Origin of the sequence: Kitasatospora sp. NPDC097643, assembly GCF_040302625.1 — a bacterium.
Lineage (GTDB): Bacteria > Actinomycetota > Actinomycetes > Streptomycetales > Streptomycetaceae > Kitasatospora.
Map to the genome: position 1 here is coordinate 1 of NZ_JBEOSA010000059.1, position 17,384 is coordinate 17,384.

16 protein-coding genes are annotated in these 17,384 nt (G+C 74.3%); 13 read left to right on the forward strand and 3 right to left on the reverse strand.

The annotated features are described in order from the left end of the window. The first annotated feature begins 165 nt into the window (after positions 1-165). A complete protein-coding gene (locus ABTY15_RS29925) occupies positions 166-444 on the forward strand; it encodes a hypothetical protein (protein ID WP_350602149.1) in 279 nt (92 codons plus the stop codon). A 53-nt stretch (positions 445-497) separates the two neighbouring features. Then, entirely contained in the window at positions 498-785 is a 288-nt protein-coding gene (locus tag ABTY15_RS29930) for a hypothetical protein (RefSeq protein WP_350602150.1), read from the forward strand. A 52-nt stretch (positions 786-837) separates the two neighbouring features. Here the strand turns inward: ABTY15_RS29930 and ABTY15_RS29935 are convergent, their stop codons facing one another. Both ABTY15_RS29935 and ABTY15_RS29940 read right to left on the reverse strand, forming a co-directional pair. After that, positions 838-3,345 carry an FtsX-like permease family protein gene (locus ABTY15_RS29935; protein ID WP_350602151.1) on the reverse strand — a complete coding sequence of 836 codons (2,508 nt, stop codon included), beginning with the start codon at positions 3,343-3,345 and terminating at the stop codon, positions 838-840. Between the two features lie 173 nt (positions 3,346-3,518). Further along, a complete protein-coding gene (locus ABTY15_RS29940; RefSeq protein ID WP_350602153.1) occupies positions 3,519-4,397 on the reverse strand; it encodes a hypothetical protein in 879 nt (292 codons plus the stop codon). 146 nt (positions 4,398-4,543) lie between these two features. Here ABTY15_RS29940 and ABTY15_RS29945 point away from each other — a divergent pair, with 146 nt between their 5' ends. Genes ABTY15_RS29945 through ABTY15_RS29960 form a run of 4 tightly spaced genes read left to right on the forward strand, consistent with a single transcriptional unit; the run spans position 4,544 to position 8,416 of the window. Next, complete coding sequence (locus tag ABTY15_RS29945) at positions 4,544-5,143, forward strand: Pvc16 family protein (protein WP_350602155.1); 600 nt, start codon at positions 4,544-4,546, stop codon at positions 5,141-5,143. Then, a complete protein-coding gene (locus ABTY15_RS29950) occupies positions 5,140-5,988 on the forward strand; it encodes a hypothetical protein (RefSeq protein WP_350602156.1) in 849 nt (282 codons plus the stop codon). The genes ABTY15_RS29945 and ABTY15_RS29950 overlap by 4 nt, the downstream gene beginning before the upstream one ends. A gap of 24 nt (positions 5,989-6,012) precedes the next feature. Then, entirely contained in the window at positions 6,013-7,905 is a 1,893-nt protein-coding gene (locus ABTY15_RS29955) for a phage tail sheath family protein (RefSeq protein WP_350602158.1), read from the forward strand. Positions 7,906-7,960: 55 nt separating this feature from the next. Then, on the forward strand, positions 7,961-8,416 hold the full coding sequence (locus tag ABTY15_RS29960; protein WP_350602160.1) for a phage tail protein: 456 nt from the start codon (positions 7,961-7,963) through the stop codon (positions 8,414-8,416). Between the two features lie 13 nt (positions 8,417-8,429). On the opposite strand, the gene ABTY15_RS29965 is transcribed toward ABTY15_RS29960, so the two are convergent. Beyond that, positions 8,430-9,683: an RNA-guided endonuclease InsQ/TnpB family protein gene (locus tag ABTY15_RS29965; RefSeq protein WP_350602161.1), complete on the reverse strand. Its 1,254-nt coding sequence runs from the start codon at positions 9,681-9,683 to the stop codon at positions 8,430-8,432. 131 nt (positions 9,684-9,814) lie between these two features. Between ABTY15_RS29965 and ABTY15_RS29970 the strand changes: the two genes are divergently transcribed. Genes ABTY15_RS29970 through ABTY15_RS30000 form a run of 7 tightly spaced genes read left to right on the forward strand, consistent with a single transcriptional unit; the run spans position 9,815 to position 17,368 of the window. Next, complete coding sequence (locus ABTY15_RS29970; protein WP_350602164.1) at positions 9,815-11,797, forward strand: phage tail sheath C-terminal domain-containing protein; 1,983 nt, start codon at positions 9,815-9,817, stop codon at positions 11,795-11,797. A gap of 3 nt (positions 11,798-11,800) precedes the next feature. Then, complete coding sequence (locus tag ABTY15_RS29975; protein ID WP_350602166.1) at positions 11,801-12,370, forward strand: phage tail protein; 570 nt, start codon at positions 11,801-11,803, stop codon at positions 12,368-12,370. Then, the gene (locus ABTY15_RS29980) at positions 12,370-13,857 is read left to right on the forward strand and encodes a CIS tube protein (protein WP_350602168.1); all 1,488 of its coding nucleotides are present in this window, start codon (positions 12,370-12,372) and stop codon (positions 13,855-13,857) included. Before ABTY15_RS29975 ends, ABTY15_RS29980 begins: the two co-directional genes overlap by 1 nt. After that, the gene (locus ABTY15_RS29985; RefSeq protein ID WP_350602170.1) at positions 13,854-14,036 is read left to right on the forward strand and encodes a hypothetical protein; all 183 of its coding nucleotides are present in this window, start codon (positions 13,854-13,856) and stop codon (positions 14,034-14,036) included. Before ABTY15_RS29980 ends, ABTY15_RS29985 begins: the two co-directional genes overlap by 4 nt. Then, positions 14,029-15,114, forward strand: a complete 1,086-nt coding sequence (locus tag ABTY15_RS29990; protein ID WP_350602171.1) for a phage late control D family protein — start codon at positions 14,029-14,031, stop codon at positions 15,112-15,114. The genes ABTY15_RS29985 and ABTY15_RS29990 overlap by 8 nt, the downstream gene beginning before the upstream one ends. Next, a complete protein-coding gene (locus ABTY15_RS29995) occupies positions 15,114-15,782 on the forward strand; it encodes a phage baseplate assembly protein V (protein ID WP_350602172.1) in 669 nt (222 codons plus the stop codon). The genes ABTY15_RS29990 and ABTY15_RS29995 overlap by 1 nt, the downstream gene beginning before the upstream one ends. Then, a complete protein-coding gene (locus ABTY15_RS30000; RefSeq protein WP_350602173.1) occupies positions 15,779-17,368 on the forward strand; it encodes a hypothetical protein in 1,590 nt (529 codons plus the stop codon). Before ABTY15_RS29995 ends, ABTY15_RS30000 begins: the two co-directional genes overlap by 4 nt. Positions 17,369-17,384 lie beyond the last annotated feature (16 nt).

A 17,384-nucleotide genomic window follows, 5' to 3' on the forward strand; every position in this document is an offset into this window, starting at 1 on the left:
CTCAACGGCCCGGGCACCTCGGCGGGGCGCTCCACGGCCAGCCTGCGCATCGGCAGGACCGGTAGTTCCTCAGCCCGCGCTACCGTCAACTCCCGCCGACGACCGTCGGGCCCCCGACCCGTACCCTCGTGACTCCTGTCCCGACGACCCCTTGGGCGGCCCGAGATGGACGACCAGCAGCTCTACCTGCTCTGGCACGCACGCCACCTGGTGGTGGAGGACGACGGCAGCACCCGCCACCGGGACCCGGACGGCGAGCTGCACCTGGACGAGGAGGAGTGGCGCCTGCTCGGCGTCTTCCACGACGAGGCCACCGCCGCCGCACACCTCGCCACCGCCCGTACCCTGCCGGGCTTCCGTGACGAGCCGGACTGCTTCCGGATCTCCCCGCTGCTGCCCGACGAGGACCACTGGACGGAGGGCTACATCACCGTGGTCCACTGACCCGCCGCCGCCGCTGTTTCACCGCTGCCGTCCGCCCGCCGAGGAGTGCCCGCATGCCGCGGACCGTCTACCTGCTGACCCACCACCACCATCTGCCCACCGCCGAGGACCCGACGGTGCCCGAGCCGTACGAGGACGGCGAGCCGCTGTACTGGGACGACAACGAGGACGACGTGAAGGTGCTCGGCCTCTACGCCACCCGGGAGTCGGCCGAGGCCCGGATCGCCCGGGCCCGCGAGCTGCCGGGCTTCCGCGAGACGCCCGAGGGCTTCGCGATCCACCCGTACGTCGTCGACGAGGTGCGCTGGCCGGCCGGCTTCCGGATCGCGCCGACCGGCTGACCGGCCGACAGGCTGACGGGCTGACCGGCCGATCCGGAAGCCGGGAGGGGGCTCAGCGCCGGGCGGCGGTCAGGCTCGCGGAGCCGCCGCGCAGCGCGAGCGCGGCCGGGACCAGCGTCGCGGCGAGCGCCACCACGGCACACAGCAGCCCGAGTTCGGCGACGGACCGCCACGGGACGGCCGGGGTGAGCGGGCCGACCACCCGGCGCAGGGCCGCGCACGCCCCCGTCGTGCTGACCAGCGCGGCGACGGCGCCCAGCGCCACGCCGCCGGTCACGCACATCAGCGCCTCGGCCGCGAGCATCCGCAGCACCTGCCCCCGGGTGGCGCCGGTCAGCCGCAGCAGCGCCAGTTCGCGCCGGCGGCCCGCGACGGCCATGACCTGGGTGTTGCCGAGCGACACCGCCGTGTACAGCAGCGAGCAGCCGAGGATCATCTCCAGTCCGAGCCGCGAGCCCTGCTCGTTGGCGTCGCGGGCGGCGTCGGCCACCTCGGCGGGCGTGCCGACCCGGACGCCCAGCCCGGCCACCGCCGCCCGCAGTGCGGCGCCGGCCGCCGCGCGGTCCGCCCCCTCGGCCAGCCGGACGTACGCGGCCGAGGCCAGGGCGGGCCGCCCGGTGTCGACGGCGGGCAGGTAGCCCTGCACCTCGTCCTGGGCGGAGGCGAACACGGCGGCGACCCGCAGCCGGGTCTCGGTGCCGTCGGCCAGCCAGACCGGCACGGACTGCCCGGCCTTCGGCGAGCCCGGCCACTCGGCGCTCAGCACGACGGCGCCCGGCCCGAGGTCGTCCAGCGAACCGGAGGTCAGCGGCAGCCGGGCGACAGCGCGCAGGGCGGCCGGGTCGGCCGTCATCACCGTCCGCCCGAGCACGATCGCGCCGTCCTCGACCGCGTACAGGGTGGTCGGGGTCTCGGCCAGCACGGTGGCGCCCGGCACGGCCCGCAGCCGGTCGACGACGGCCCGGCTCAGGCCGGGCACCCCGGTGGGGGTGACCACGAAGTCGGTGCCGGCGAGCCGCTGGTGGGCCTGGGCCACCCGGGCGGCGTTGATGGTGTCCACCGAACCGAACAGGCACCCGGCCAGCGCGACGATGATCACCGCCGGGGTCGCCGTCGCGACCGTCCGCCGCCCCGACCCGGTCGCGGCCGCCCGGGCGGTCCGCCACACCATCCCCGGCCGACGGGAGAACCGGGCGTGCAGCGCGGACGGCACCGCGGTGAGCAGCCGGACGACCGGGGCGACCAGCACCCCGGCGAGGACCACGAACGCGCCGCCGGTCCAGAGCGCGAGTGCGGCGGAGCCGCCCGCGCTCGCGGCGAACTGCGGCGCGCGCAGCGCGATGCCGGCCATCACGGCGACACCGCCGAGCAGCGCGAGGGCGCCGACCGACCAGCGCAGCACGGCGGCGGCGCGGGAGGTGCCCTCCTGCTCGGTCTGCCGCAGCGCGTCCATCGGGCCGAGCCGGGCCGCCCGCGTGGCCGCGCCGACCACCCCGGCGGTGGCGGTGAGCAGGCCGATCAGCACCGCGCCGAGCAGCGCCCAGCCGTTCGGCGGCACCGTGAAGTCGGCCGGGACGAGGCCGTGGTCGACCAGCCACCGGCCGGTCGGCGGGGCGGCGCCCAGCCCGAGCAGGCAGCCGGCGGCGGAGCCGAGCGCGCCGACCAGCATCGCCTCGTGGCGGACCAGCCGGGCGGTGTCCGCGCGGCTCGCGCCGATCAGGCGCAGCAGGGCGAGTTCGCGGCGGCGCTGGGCGACGGAGAACGCGAAGGTGCCCGCGACCATGAAGGCGGAGACGAACGCGGCGACACCGGCCGCGACCCCGAGCGGGGTGAGCACGTTGTCGAGCCGGCCGAGGTCGGCGTCGCGGTTGGGGTCGCCCAGGCGGCGGTCCGGGCCGGTGAGCACCTTGGCGGGAGCGCCCGTGAGCGCCTCGCGGACCCGCTCGGCCGGGGCGGTGGCGACGATCGCGGTGACGTCCGGGGCGAGCCGCTCGGCCTCGGCGTCGGTGAAGAAGAGCGCGTGCTCGAACGGGACCGGCCCGGTGACGCCCGAGACGGTGGCCTCCTGCGGGCCCGCCGCCGTCAGCAGCCGGACCCGGCGCCCCACGGCGGCCGGGTCGCCACCGCCGACCACGACCTCGCCGGCGGCCAGCGGCGGGCGGCCGGCGGTGAGCCGGTAACCGCCGAACTCGGCGGCGGACCAACCGTGTCCCACCTGCGTCCCGGGGCCGTCGGCGAGCTGCGCGAAGAAGGTGCGGTCGGCCACGGCCCGCCCGGTGCCGGCCACCGCCCGCAGGACCTCGGCCGGCAGGCCGGGCTGGTGGTCGAGCGGCTGCACCTGCGGCTCGCCACTGCTGTCGGTGAACCGCACGGAGACGTCCGGCAGGACGAGCACGGGCGCGGCGTCGAAGCGGTACTGCGACCGCTCGGGCAGGCTGCCGGTGGCGGCGATGGCCAGCAGCGCGGTGGCCATCAGCCCGACCCCGAGCGCCAGTGCGAGGAGACTTCCGACGAAGGACGCCCAGCGCAGTCGGAGGGTCGAGACAGCGATCTTGAACACCCGATGATCTTGGACCGCCCGCCCCGCTCGGCGCAATCCCGGATCACCGTCGCCGCAGGTGACAGACCACCACCAGGAGCACCAGCCCGACGGCCGGACCGACGCCGGCGGAGCTCCCGCCGGGCCCGCCCGGGACGCCGGGAGGCCCGGGTATCGCCTCGGGTGACGGCGCCTCAGCAGGGCTTCCCGGGGTACGACCCGGAGTTCCCCCCACGCGGCCCGCAGTCACCCGGCGGACATTTGGCGACCTCCGCCCTCACCTCGTCCAGGGTGTGCTCCAGCAGCTGCTTGCACTGGTCCTGCTGGGCCTTGTCCTTGCAGGCGCGGACGGCCTGCCAGCCCTCCAGGATGACGATCGCCTCCCAGCCCTTGAGGATGTACATCAACGTCCGGCACAGGCAGTCGACGTAGTCCTGCACGCCCGGGAAGCCGTTCCACACGCCCTTGACCTGGCGGTCGAGCACCAGCAGCCGCGCGTACAGGTCCAGCGACGACCCGGTCGGGTCGGCGGCGTCATGGGCGAGCTGCGCGGCGTCGGTCCTGAGCTGGGCCGCCCGCTTCGGCAACGCCGCGATCTCCGCCAGGAGGACGTCCTTGAAGTACGCCGAGGTCGTGCCGACCTCCTCCCGGTAGTGCGCGATCAGGCCCGCGAGCTTGGCGACCGGGTCGCCCTGGTGGCCCTCGGTGCTGAAGTCGCAGTCCCACTCGCGACAGCCGGGCTCCCCGACGCACTGCGCGATCCGGCCGTAGACGTTCTGCACCGCCTGCTCGACGCAGTCGCGCTGCTCCTCGTCGAGCCGGCAGCGCAGCTGCTCGCGGATCGCCTTCACCTGGTCCTCGGCCGCCTTGACGTCGGGCTTGGCGGTCGCCACGGCCTTGCCGTAGTCGGTCTTGGCGGTGCCGAGGGCGGCCCGGAACGCCGTCAGGTCCTGCAAACTCGCGTCGGTGACCTCGGCCTGCCGCTTGATGCCAGCCGCCTTGCAGGAGAGCTCGTCGATGGCGTCCACGTCGCAGCAGCCGTGTCCGGGAGGGTGCGGGGTTCCGTAGCTCATGGGCGTTCTCCGGGGTGAGGAAGGAGCTCCTGCGTGCGGGAGCGGAGGCCCGTCGAGTGTGCGCCGGGCACTGTCACCGCGCCGTCGCCCGGCCATCGCCGAACGGCGGCAACGCTGCGGTGACGGGCGGGGACCAGCATCGGACCATGGCTGGATACCGGGCACTCGCCGCCGTCGGACGCAGCGTGGTCGCGCTGCTCAACCGGCGTTTCGTGGAGGAGATCCCCGACGGCGCCGACCGGCGGCCGACCGCGGTGCTCGCCGGCCCGCTGGACTTCGAGAAGGTCGACACCCCCGGCGCGGTGATCGCCTACCCGGCCGTCTCGGTGTACTGCTACCGGCTCAGCATCGACCGGGAGACCAGGGCCGGCTGGGGCGCCGTCTCCGCGCAGGACGGCCTGCCGCGACTGCCGCTGCGGATGCACATGATGCTCGCCGCCTGGGACCACACCGTCGACTACGAGCTGGAGTGGCTGGGCCTGGCCGCGCGGACCCTGGAGAGCGAGAGCGTCCTCACCGGCCCGACGCTCGACCCCAGCGGCGCCTGGGAGCCGGGCGACACGGTCCAGGTCGTCTCGGACGAGCTGGCGATGGACTCGCTGAGCGAGGCCTTCCAGGCGATGACCACCGACTACCGGCTCTGCCTGCCGTACCTGGCCCGGGTGGTCCGGATCGACGGCGCGGCCCAGCCGGTCGCCGAGCAGGTCACCACGGTGGGCTCCCGCCTCTCCGGGATCCCCCGATGACCACCGCCCCGGGCGCGGGCGACGCGATCACCGTCGACGCCGGCCGGGTGGACGTCCTGCACCGGCTCGCGCTCGCCGTCCGCCCGCTCGACGCGCGCACCACCGGCCCGGCCGGCGGCGTCCGGGTCGGGCGCGAGGCCCCGCCGCCCGGCGGCCCCGTCCAGCCCCTGGAGAGCCACGGCGCCGGCGGCTCGGTGCTGCGCTACGGCACCGGCGGCGTCCGCGGCCGCGTGGTCGTGCTGCGGCTCGACGACCCGGACCGGCGCTTCGTCCCACGCCGCTTCCGGCTCCCGCTCTGGACCCTCGCCGAGCTCACCGGCGCGGACGCCCGCCCGCCCACCGCCGGATACGTCCCGGCGGCCTCCCGGCTGCTGCGGCCCTGGCTGCTGCCCGGCGTGGCGTACCCGGTGACCGGCGGCATCACCGGCCTCCGACTGCGCGTCACCTACCTGGGGCAGCCGGTGCGCTGGCCCAGGGTCGAGGCCTTCGCCGCCGGCGGCGTGCGGATCGGCTGGGCGCACGGCGACGAGCACGGCCAGGTGCTGCTGCTGGTCGACGGCATCGGCAAGCAGTCCCACCCCACGCCCTCCGCCTTCGACGTGGTGCTGCGCACCGCCGTCCCGGACCGGGTGCACCTCCCACCGGTCGACCCGGACGACCCGCTCGCCGACCTGGTGGTGGAGGACGTCCCGCGCAGTCAGGCCCCGCCCACCGACCAGGACCTCGACAACCCGGTGCTGCGGGGCGTCGCCCTGCCGCCCGGCTACCGGACCGCCTCCCGGGACGTGCTCCGGAGTCTGACCGTCGGCCGGGTGCTGCCCGCCACCGACCTGCCCCACATCTGACCGCGACCGAGGAGGCCCGCGCGCATGCCCGAGTACCTGACCCCAGGCGTCTACGTCGAGGAGACCAGCTTCCGCTCACGGGCGATCGAAGGCGTGCCCACCAGCACCTTCGGCATGGCCGGGCGGACGGCCTACGGCCCGGTGCCGTACACCGTCACCGGCGGGCCGACCCTGGTGCCCGGGCCGACCCTGGTGACCAGCTTCACCGAGTACGAACGCGCCTTCGGCGGGCTGCTGCTGGACGACGACAAGGTCAGCTACCTGGCACTGGCGGCGCGCGCCTTCTTCGCCAACGGCGGCCGCCGGCTGTACGTCTCCCGGGTCTTCCCCTTCGCCATGAAGACGACGAACGGTGTCTCGGAGATCGACGTGCCGGCGAACTTCGCCTCGGTGTCCTCGCCGCCGACCGGGACACCGCTGGTGCGCTGGTGGGCCCGCTGGCCCGGGGTGGCGGGGGCGAAGATCAGCATCGCGGTGGCGTTCCGGCGCAGCAAGAACGTGCTGATCCCCTCCACCACGAACGGCACGACCACGCTCAAGCTCACCGGCGTCCAGCCGGGCGCGGCCGTCGAGGTGCTCGGGCTGGGCGCCGACGGCAAGCCGCCCACGCCCGCCGACAAGACGCCGCCGGCCTCCGCCACCGTCAAGATCGTGGACCGCGCGGCCGACGGCAGCCTCGGCTACCGGAACGCCCAGGGCGGGGTCGACGCCCCCGCCGCGGGGACGGCCGCCTTCCACATCACGCTGGCCGTCAGCGTCCGGCTCGGCACGGACCGGCTGGACGTCTACAACGAGCTCGAACTGGACCGGCTCCACCCGCGCGCAGCAGAGAACGTGCTCAAGCCCCGGGATCCGGCGGACGAGTCCTGCCTGGTCTGGCTGGAGCTCCCGGACGGTGCCGCGGGGGCCCAGGTCGCCCCGGGCGACCGGCTGGCCGAGCTACTGAAGTTCAACGCCCAGCAGCGCGGCTTCCTGACCGGCGGCGGCAACGGCACGGAGCCGACGGCGGACGACCTCAAGGGCCGGGCCGCCGACCCCGACAACCTCAACAAGCCCGCCACCGGCCTGACCGCGCTCGGCGAGATCGACGACATCGCCATCGTCGCCATGCCCGACACCGTCACCCTGGCGGAGGATCCGCAGAAGGAAGCGGTGGACGGACTGATCGACCACTGCGAGCAGCTGCACTACCGGATGGCGATCGTCGACCCGCCGCCGAACAGCTCGATGACCGGGGTGCGCCAGTTCCGTTCGCAGTTCGACAGCACCTACGCGGCGCTCTACTACCCGTGGCTGCGGATCGTCGACCCGACCAGGCGGCCCGACCCGGGCGGGCCCACGCCGATGCTGGAGGTGCCGCCCTCGGGCTTCGTCGCCGGGATCTACGCCCGCAGCGACATCGAGCGCGGGGTGTTCAAGGCCCCGGCCAACGAGGTCGTGCACGGGATGAGCGAGTTCGTCACCAACGTCACCTACGACCGGCAGTCCGTGCTCAACCCCGAGGGGATCAACGCGCTGCGCTTCTTCGAGGGCCGGTCCAACCGGGTCTGGGGCGCGCGCACCATGAGCTCGGACCCGGAGTGGAAGTACGTCAACGTCCGACGGCTCTTCATCTACCTGGAGCACTCGATCGACAAGTCGACCCAATGGGCCGTCTTCGAGCCCAACAACGAACGGCTCTGGGCGTCCGTCCGCCAGTCGATCGAGGATTTCCTGCTGGTGACCTGGAAGAGCGGCGCGCTGATGGGCACCAAGCCCGAGGAGGCGTTCTTCGTCCGGTGCGACCGCACCACCATGACCCAGAACGACATCGACAACGGCCGCATGATCTGCCTGATCGGGGTGGCCCCCACCTACCCGGCCGAGTTCGTGATCTTCCGGATCGGCCAGTTCACCGCCGACGCCCCGCTCGTCTGAGCACCCGTCACATCGGCACGCCGTCCCCGATCCCGCTCAGCCCAGGAGGCAGCACATGGCCATTCGCAACAACCCGTACGGGGCCTTCAACTTCCTCGTCAAACTCGGCGACGCCGGCGGCGAGGACCAGATCGCCGGCGGCTTCTCCGACTTCACCGGCGCAGGCAACGAGGTGAAGTTCTCCGAGTACCGCAACGGCAACGACAAGGAGAACCACGTCCGCAAGATCGCCAACACCAACGTCACCGACGACGTCACCCTCAAGCGCGGGATCATCGGCGACCTGCGGCTGTTCAACTGGATCAAGGACACCCGGGAGGGCCGCCACGACCCCCGCACCGTCGTGGTGACCCTCTACGACGAGGCCCGCACCGCCGTCTGCGCCTGGACGTTGCACGCCGCCCAGCCCAAGAAGTGGGTCGGCCCCACCCTGGCCGGCAAGGGCGGCGGCGAGGTGGCGATGGAGGAACTGCACCTCGTCGCCGAGCGGATCGACTTCGCGTCCCTTTGACATCCTCCCCGCCCTATGAGGCGGGGATTCCTCCTGCGCCTGCGGCACGGAAACCCGTGATTCGCCGGTCGCCGAGACGGGTTCCCCGTTCGACGGGCCGTGCCTGGCGTGGGATCGCCACGCCGGGTCTGACCGGCCCTCCAGGGGCGTTTAGCCTGTCCGCCTGTCCGGCGGCCAGGATGTTTCGAGCAGCGTTGAGGTCACGGTCATGCAGCACACCACACGCGCTACAAGCCCACTCGCGGACGGCGAGGGGCTTGGGTCCATCGCGGTGGCCACATGCCGAGCAGAGCTGGGAGGACGGGAACGCGCGGTGCACGATGCCAATGGTGCGCCCGTAGCGAGCTGCCTTTTCTTCGAGGAGCCGCCGGAAGGTGGACCAGCCGGCGTCGTGGACGGACTTGGCCAGAGGGCCACGGCCGAGGCCGCGCACGTTCAGGTCTTCCAGGTACACCGCTTGGGTCTCGCGGATGATCCTGGTGGTCTGCTTGTGCAGCCAGTCCATACGGGTGTCGGCCACCTTGGCGTGGGCCTTGGCGACCTTCCGGCGGGCCTTCTCCCGGTTCTTCGATCCCTTGGCCTTGCGGGACAGGTCCCGCTGGGCGGCCTTGAGCTTCTTCTCTGCCTTGCGGAGGAATCGAGGGTTGTCGATCACCGTGCCGTCGGAGAGGACGGCGTAGGTGGCCAGCCCGAGGTCGATGCCGATCTCGGCGTCGACCTCGGGCAGAACGTCCGGCTCGATGTCCACGACGAAGCTGACGTGGTACCGCCCGGCCGCATCCAGCACGACCGTCACGGACGACGGATCAGCGGGCAGTGCGCGGGACCACTTCACCCGTACGTCGCCGATCTTGGCCAGGTTCAGCTTGCCGTTGCCTCGGATCCGGAACCCGTTGCGGGTGAACCGCAGCGACTGCCGGGTATCCCGCTTCGACTTGAAGCGCGGCAGCCCTACCGGACGGCCGGCCCGCTTGCCGGACACCGAGTCGAAGAAGTTCCGGTAGGCCGAATCCAGATCCCGAAGAGACTGGATCAGAGGGTCCACGCCGACCGAGGCCAGCCACGCCCGCTCGGCGGTCTTCTTCGCCGCCGTGATCACCAACTTCTGGAGATCAGTGCTCTTGGGGTAAGGAAGCCCGGCCTTCCGGGCGTCCTTCCGTGCTGCGAGAGCGTCGTTGTACACCACCCGCGCGCATCCGAACGTCCGGGCCAGCGCAGCGCGCTGACCTTCCGTCGGGTAGATGCGAAAGGCGTACCTCAAATGCACCAGGCCAACCTAACGTCAGGCACTGACAACGACTCACGTCAGAGCCTCCGAAGATCACTCCGCGTCGCGGCCCCGATCCAAGGACCAAAGCCTTCCCGGCCTGAAGGCTGGGGCTTCCTGGGAGAAATCAGGTGAGCACCCCGATCAGCACCCCCGGGCTGCGGCTCGGTGCGCCGGGCGTCTACCGGGACGCCCGGCGGGCGGCGCCCGCCTTCCGGCCGGTCCGGCTGGACGTGGCCGGGTTCGTCGGGGTGGCACCGCGCGGGCCGGTGGACCGGCCGGTGGCCGTTGACCGCTGGACCGACTACGTCCAGCGCTTCGGCGCCTTCGAGGGCCGCGGGCTGCTGCCGTACGCCGTCCGGGCGTTCTTCGCCCAGGGCGGCAGCCGGGCGTACGTACTGCGGGTCTCGCCGCTGCCGCGCGCGCCCGACCCGGCCGCGCTCGCCGCCGTGGCCCGGCACGTCGTCCGGCTGGCCGGGCCGGACCACGGCACCCCGGTGGAGCTCGGCCTGCTCGCCGCCGACGAGGGGACGTGGGGCGGGCGGCTCGCGGTGCGCTGGGAGTTCACCGCCACGCGGAGCTTCCCCGGCCGGGTCGACGGCGACCGGCTGGCCCTGCCCGAGGCGGTCGCCGCGCCGGCCGGCACCCTGCTGCGGCTGCGCGGCCAGGGGCTGCCGCCCGCCGGGGAGTTCTTCCAGGTCGTCCAGGTCGTCCAGCCGACCGAGGGATCGGCGCCGCGCGAGCGCGCCGCCGTCCTGGACCGGCCGCCCGCCACCCCGCCCGGCACCGGCCTCGACGTGGGCGTCGTCACCGCGACCGTCACCGTCACCGATCCCGACCCGGCCCTCGCCCGGCAGGAGCGCTTCACCGACCTCGGGCTCTCGGTGGCGCACCCGCGCTGGGTCCGGACCGTGCTCACCGAGGAGTCCCGGCTGATCGCGCCGGACGGCGACTGGCCCGAGCTGCTGCTGCCGCCGGACGCCACCCTCCCGACCGTCGACGCCGTGCTCGACCGGCCCGGCACGGACCGCTGGGCCGGCATCACGGCGGACAGCCTCTTCGGGGACGCGCCGGCCGAGCTGCTCCCGATCGGCGGGTACCAGACCGCCGACGACACCAACGCGTTCATCGGCCTGGACCGGCTGGCCCTGGAACCCGAGGTCGCGCTGCTCTCCGTGCCCGACCTGTTCTGGGACTACCTGGTGCCCGCCGGCAGCACCGAGCTGCCGGAGCAGCCCAGGCCCGGCGCCGGGGTGCCCTGCCCGCCCCCGCCCGTCCCGATGGTCTACCCGCCGCAGCCGGAACGGGCCGTCCTGCTCGACGGCCGCGCCCCGGGCGACCTCGCGGAGATCCTGCGCCGGCAGCGGCGGATGGTCGCCCTGGCGGAGCGCCAGCGCCGCTTCACCGCCCTGCTGGACGTGCCGCCCGGGCTGGCGTTGCACCAGATCGCGTACTGGCGGGCCGGCTTCGACAGCTCGTTCGCCGCCGCCCACCACCCCTGGCTCGGCGTGGTCGACCCGGCGGACCCGCAGCGGCGGGCCGTCCTGGTGCCGCCGTCCGCGTTCGCCGCCGGCATCATCGCCGACCGCGAGCACCGGCTCGGCATCCCCTGGGGCCCGGCCAACGCCATCGCCCGCGACGCGGTGACCGCCGCCGACCTGCCCGGGGCGGCCGAGCGCGACGAACTCCACCTGCTCGGCGTCGACGTCTTCGCCGCCGAGTGGGACGGCTTCCGGCTGGCCTCCGCCCGGACTCTGTCCGGGGATCCGGACTACCGGCAGCTCAGCGTCCGGCGACTGATGACGATGCTGCGACTGGTCTTCGAACGGCAGGCGCAGAGCCTCGCCTTCGAACCCAACTCGCCGCAGCTGCGCGCCGAACTGCGCGGCGCGGTCACCCAGTTGCTGCGCGACCTGTTCCGGGCCGGGGCGTTCGCCGGCGCCACCGAGGCGCAGGCCTTCTTCGTCCGCTGCGACGAGGAGCTCAACCCGGGCTGGTCGCAGGGGCTCGGCCGGCTGGTCGCCGAGATCGGGGTGGCGCCCGCCCAGCCCCTGGAGTACCTCGTCCTGCGGATCGCGCAGGACGCGGACGGCGACGTCAGAGTGACAGGGTGAGTGATGGCCGATCTGGTGCAGGGGTTCAACTTCCGGGTCTCGCTGGGGCGGAGCACCTCGCCGGGGCCGACCGCGGCGCCGCCGCCCTCGCTGACCGACCAGCCGTCCGAGGCCTCCCGCACCGGCCGGGGCGCGGCGGGTGGCGGCACCGACGGGCCCGACCGGCTCGGTGACGGCGGTTTCCAGGAGTGCACCGGCCTGGAGCTGGAGATGGAGGTCGGCGACCACCCCGAGGGCGGCCGCAACGACGGGCTGGTCCGCGGGATCGGCCGGGTCAAGCTGCAACCGATCGTCCTCAAACGCGGGATGCTCGTCCCCACCCGGGGCGGCCGGGCCGACACCGCGCTGTGGGACTGGCTGTACGGCATCGTCGGCGGCGAACGCCGGGCCGTCCGCTACGACGGCGACATCGAGGTCCTGGACCCGACGGGGGCGCGGACCGTCGCCCACTGGCGGTTCGTCCGCGGCCTCCCCGTCAAGGTCACCGGGCCGGCGCTGAACGCCAGGACCGGTGAGATCGCCATGGAGGAACTGCACATCGCCCACGAGGGCCTGCGACTGGAGGGCACCTGATGCCGGAGCTGGCCCACGCGACCCTGCAACGCCTCGCCGTCACCAAGGCCGCGACGAAGGACCAGCCGCCCGTGGTCAAGGGCGAGGGACCGGTCGTCGAGGTCCAGTTCAACCCGGTCTCGCTGCGCCTCAGCCGCAACAACAACGTCGACCGGGGCGGCACCAGCACCCGGACCCAGAAACGCCAGAACCCCGCGCAGGAGGGCGCCACCCTCTCCTTCGACCTGGCCTTCGACACCGCCGAACAGGGTGGGCCCGGCGAGTACGTGGACGTCCGCGACTGGACGGCGGTGGTGCGGCAGTTCGTCGAGCCGCCGCCGAAGAAGAAGGGCGACCCGCCACCGGTCGTGCGCTTCGTCTGGGGCCCGCTCCGCTTCAACGGCATCGTCACCCAGGTCAACGAGGAACTCGACCTGTTCGCCCCGGACGGCACCCCGCTGCGGGCCAAGGTCGCCGTCACCATCGCCGAACAGAACTTCACCTACGAGGCGAACGAGACCGGCGCCGGACGGCGGGACGCCCGGGCCGCGACCGACCCGGGCGCGGCCCGGCCCGGCTCCACCCCCGGCACCGCCGGCACCGCCCGGCCGCAGCAGCTGGCTCAGGCCCAGGCCGGGGAGAGCGCCCAGCAGCTGCTCGCCCGGCTCGGGCTCGACCCGGCGGCCTGGCGCGGGGCGATGCGGGGCCTGGACAGCCCGCTCTCCCTGACGGCCGGCTTCAACGTCCAGCTCGGGGTGGAGGTCGAGGCGGGCGGGAGCGTCGGGCTCTCGGCGGGCTTCGCGGGCGAGGTCGCGGCGACATCGGTCGCCGGGCTCGCCGGGGCGCTGGGTCTGGGAGTCGACGGCGTCCCGCCGGGCGGCGGCCCGGCCGGTGGCGGCGTTGGTGGCGGCGGCGCTGCCGGGGTGGGGGCCGGGGGCGACATCGGGACGGCGGTGGCGGGCGTCGACGCGGCGACGGCGGCGGGCTTCGCGCTCTCGGCCGGGGGCGGGATCGCCGCCTCGGTGAACACGGTGGTCGGCGCCCGGGCGGCGCTGGCGGTCGATCAGGCGCGCGGCGCCTTCGCCGTCCCGGCGGGCGGGTCGACGGGCGGGACGGCAGGCGGGTCGGCGGGCGGGATGGCGCCGGGGCGGCCGGGTGCGGCCGGGCCCGCCGGATCGACCTACGGCGGGCGCCCCCCGGCAGCCGACCCCACCACCCCGGCCGCCCCACTCGGCACCGACCCGCGCGCCCTCACCTACGGCCGGGGCGTCCCGCTGCGCAGCCGCGCCGACCCCGGCACCCTCGCCGAGGTGACGGCCGGCGGCGCCCTCGGCCTGACCGGCCGGGCCCGGGCCCAGGAGACCCCGCAGCCCGACGGCGTGACACCCCCGTGGGAACGGCTGCCCCCGGTGACGCCCGCCCGCCTCGCGGCGGACTGCGAGCAACGCCGCCGTGACGCACCGCCCAGCACCCTGAGGTGGCGACCGCCCGGAGGAGGCCGGCCATGAGCGTGCACATCGGCGAAGTCCACACCGACGTCGTCCCCGTCGGCGGCCCCGGGCCGGCGGCGGCCGGCGGGCAGGGCGGCCCGGTCAAGGAGGCCGAGCTGGCCGAGCGGCTGGGCGACGCCCTCCACCGCGCGGGCTGGCTCGCTGCGCGGGTCGCCGCCGAGGGCTTCGATGACTGAGCCCGCCGTCACGGCCGTCGCACCGGTCTTCACCGTCGGCGGGGACCTCGTCCGGGACCTCGGCCGGGACTGCGTCCGGCTGGAGGTCTGCGAGGGCGTCGAGGGCCTGCGCACCCTCCAGGCGACCTTCCTGGCCAGCGGTATCGGCGCCAAGGGCCCGCAGGAGAACCTCGCGCACCTGGACGGCAGGACCATCGACCTCGGCAGCGCGCTCAAGGTCGCGCTCGGCCCCGACGCGCAGCAGCGCACCGTCTTCGAGGGCGCCGTCTCCGGGCTGGAACTCGTCCTCGGCGACGGCGACCCGCCCGTCGTGGTGGCGCACGCCGAGGACGCCCTGATGCGGCTGCGGATGACCCGCCGCTCGCGCAGCTACCCGCACACCACCGACGGCGAGCTGGCCGAGGCGATCGCCCGCGAGCACGGCCTGCGGGCCGACGTCGACGCGGTCGGCCCGCGCTACGACGTCGTCCAGCAGTTCAACCAGAGCGACCTCGCCTTCCTGCGCGAACGCGCCCGGCTGATCCAGGCCGAACTCTGGTGCACCGGCACCACCCTGCACCTGCGCACCCGCGCCGCCCGCCCCGGCACCGCCGTCACCCTCGTCCTCGGCCGCGACCTGCTCTCCGTCCGGCTCGCGGCCGACCTCGCCCACCAGCGCAGCGAGGTGGTGGTCACCGGGTACGACGCCGACCGGCGCGAGGCGGTCGACGAGCGGGCCGGGCCCGAGGTGGTCGAGGCCGAGACCTCCGGCGGCCGGCTCGGCGTCCGACTGCTCGGCCGGGCGCTCGGCCCCAGCACCAGCCTGCGGGTCCGCGAGGTCGCCCTCGACGCCGCCGAGGCGAACGCCTGGGCACGGGCCGAGATGCTCCGGCGCGGCCGACGCTTCGTCACCGTCACCGGCCTCACCAACGGCACGCCCGACCTCGTCGTCGGCAGCCGGCTCACCCTCCAGGACGTCGGCGCCCCCTTCAACGGTGGCGGCTACTACGTCACCCGGCTGCGCCACGGCTTCGACCTGGAACACGGATTCCGCACCCGCTTCGAAGCGGAGCGGGCCACCCTGAACGAGGTGAACTGATGGCTCTGCCCAGACCGGTGGACGGCGCCGTGCCCGGTTACCACGGGGCCTACCCCGCCCTGGTCACCAACATCGTGGACGAGCGGAAGCTGGGCCGGGTCGAGGTGCGCTTCCCCTGGCTCGGCACCGACGGCGACCGGGACGTCCGGGCCTGGGCCACGCTCTGCTCGCCGTACGCCGACAAGGACCAGGGCCTGCTGGTGCTGCCCGAGGTCGGCAGCCAGGTGGTGGTGGTGTTCGAGGCGGGCAACCTGCGCCGCCCGTACATCCTCGGCGCCGCCTGGAACGGGCGGGAGAGCCTGCCGCACGAGCCGGAGGCGGCGAACAACATCCGGCTGCTGCGCTCCCGGGCGGACAGCCGGCTGGAGTTCGACGACACCGGCGGCGGCGCGTCGAAGGTGCGGATCACCATGGCCTCCGGCCACGAGGTGAGCCTGGACGACGCCGCGCGGACCGTCACCGTCAAGCACGCCACCGGCTGCGTGATCCGGCTGACCGACACCTCGGTGGAGATCACCGCGAACGTGTCGGTCGACGTCACCGCCCCGGTGGTGAAGGTCGACGCACCGCTGGCCACCTTCAGCGGCCTGGTCCAGGTCGGCACCCTGGTCGCCGAGCAGATGGTGATGTCGCCCGCGTACACCCCGGGCGCGGGGAACATCTGGTGAGCGGGCAGCACGGCTTCCAGTTGCGCGCGCCCTGGTACGTCTGCGAGCGCGGCCGGTACGACCGCTTCCACGACCGGGCCAAGGCGCCGGCGATCCAGAAGTACGACGCACCCGACTTCGTCCGGCACCTGACGGAGGACCCGCGGGTCTCGCTGACCTTCGACCAGGCGGAGGACGTGTACTCCTACCCCGTGGCCGTCCCGGCGGGCCAGGCCGGGCGGGGGCGCCTACGGTTCGCCACCCACACGATGACCCCGACACCGCTGCGCAAGCTCTACCAGCCCAGCCACAACCGGTTCTACGCCGTGGTCGTCGAACTGTTCTGCGACCAGCCGGGCCTGCCGCTGCCGGGCGCCTCGGCCGAGGGCGTCCAGGTGCGGATGGTGATGCGGCGCCAGGAGCAGTTGGTACCGAGGGGCGCCGAGCAGCGGGTGCGCCGGCTCGCGAAGCGGCTCACCACCGACCTGCTGGCCGCCCAGGGAGTGAAGGCGCAGCACCTGCACGACCGGGACCTGGTCAACGTGCTCTGGGCCGACCGCGCCTACCGGGCCCGGTTCGAGGCCGAACACCGCGAGCTCTTCGCCGAGCTCCCGCCGCCGGTCCTACAGACCTGGACCACCGGGGCGAAGGGACCGCACTGGGTGCCGAAGGGCGCGCTGGACGAGCACGGCAAGCCCGAGCCGGAGCAGGAAATGACGATGTGGCGGATCCCGACGCCCGCCTGGGAGTGCGGGCCGGCGGCCAAGCGCTCGCTCTGGTTCGGCCTCGTCCCGACCCTCTCCGGCGAGCACGACGACCAGGGCACGCCCAAACTCGACGACCAGCACGTGTACGAGATCCACTGTGTCGCCCGCCGGCCCCCGGCCCCCGGCCACGAGCACTGTCCGCCGCAGGAGTCCTGGAGCGCGCCGACCGAACCGTTCAGCCTGGCCGCGTTCTACGACCCGGAGGGCACCAAGAACCGCAAGGTGTCGATCACGATGCCTGACTTCCGGGCCCTCGCCGCCCGGGCCGGACGCCCGGCCGGGCCCGGCGGGGTGGCGATCACGAGTCCGCCGGGCTCGCAGCTGCCGACGGGCACCGAGATCCCGAAGCCGGGCAGCGGACAGGTGGGGGGTGCGGACTTCCGGATCTGCACCTTCGCGCTGGAACTGTTCATGATCGTGGCGTTCTTCCTGTTCAGCCTCTTCCTGCCGATCGTGGTGCTCGCCTTCCAGCTGTGGTGGCTGCTCGCGCTGCGGTTCTGCCTGCCGCCGGACGTGGTGGCGTTGGGGGCGCTCAAGGCGTACTTCAACACCACCCCGGGCGCCGTCCTCGCGTCGCTGCCGGACACCGCCGCCCCGGGTGACGCGAGCAGGAAGGGCCTGGACGCCCTGCTCGGCGCTCCGGACGCGTCGGACCCGGACATCGCGACGGGTGCCACGGCCACGATGGCCGCGACGTCGCAGTTCAAGGCCGGCGCGCCGGATGCCCACGACGCTGCCGTCGACCTGGTGACCACCCTCGACCCGAACACGGCCGCGACGCCGACGCCGCCGCCCGTCGAATCCTCCCCGCCCGACCCGCTCTGCGGAGGTGGCCGATGACTCCGACCGATCCGAC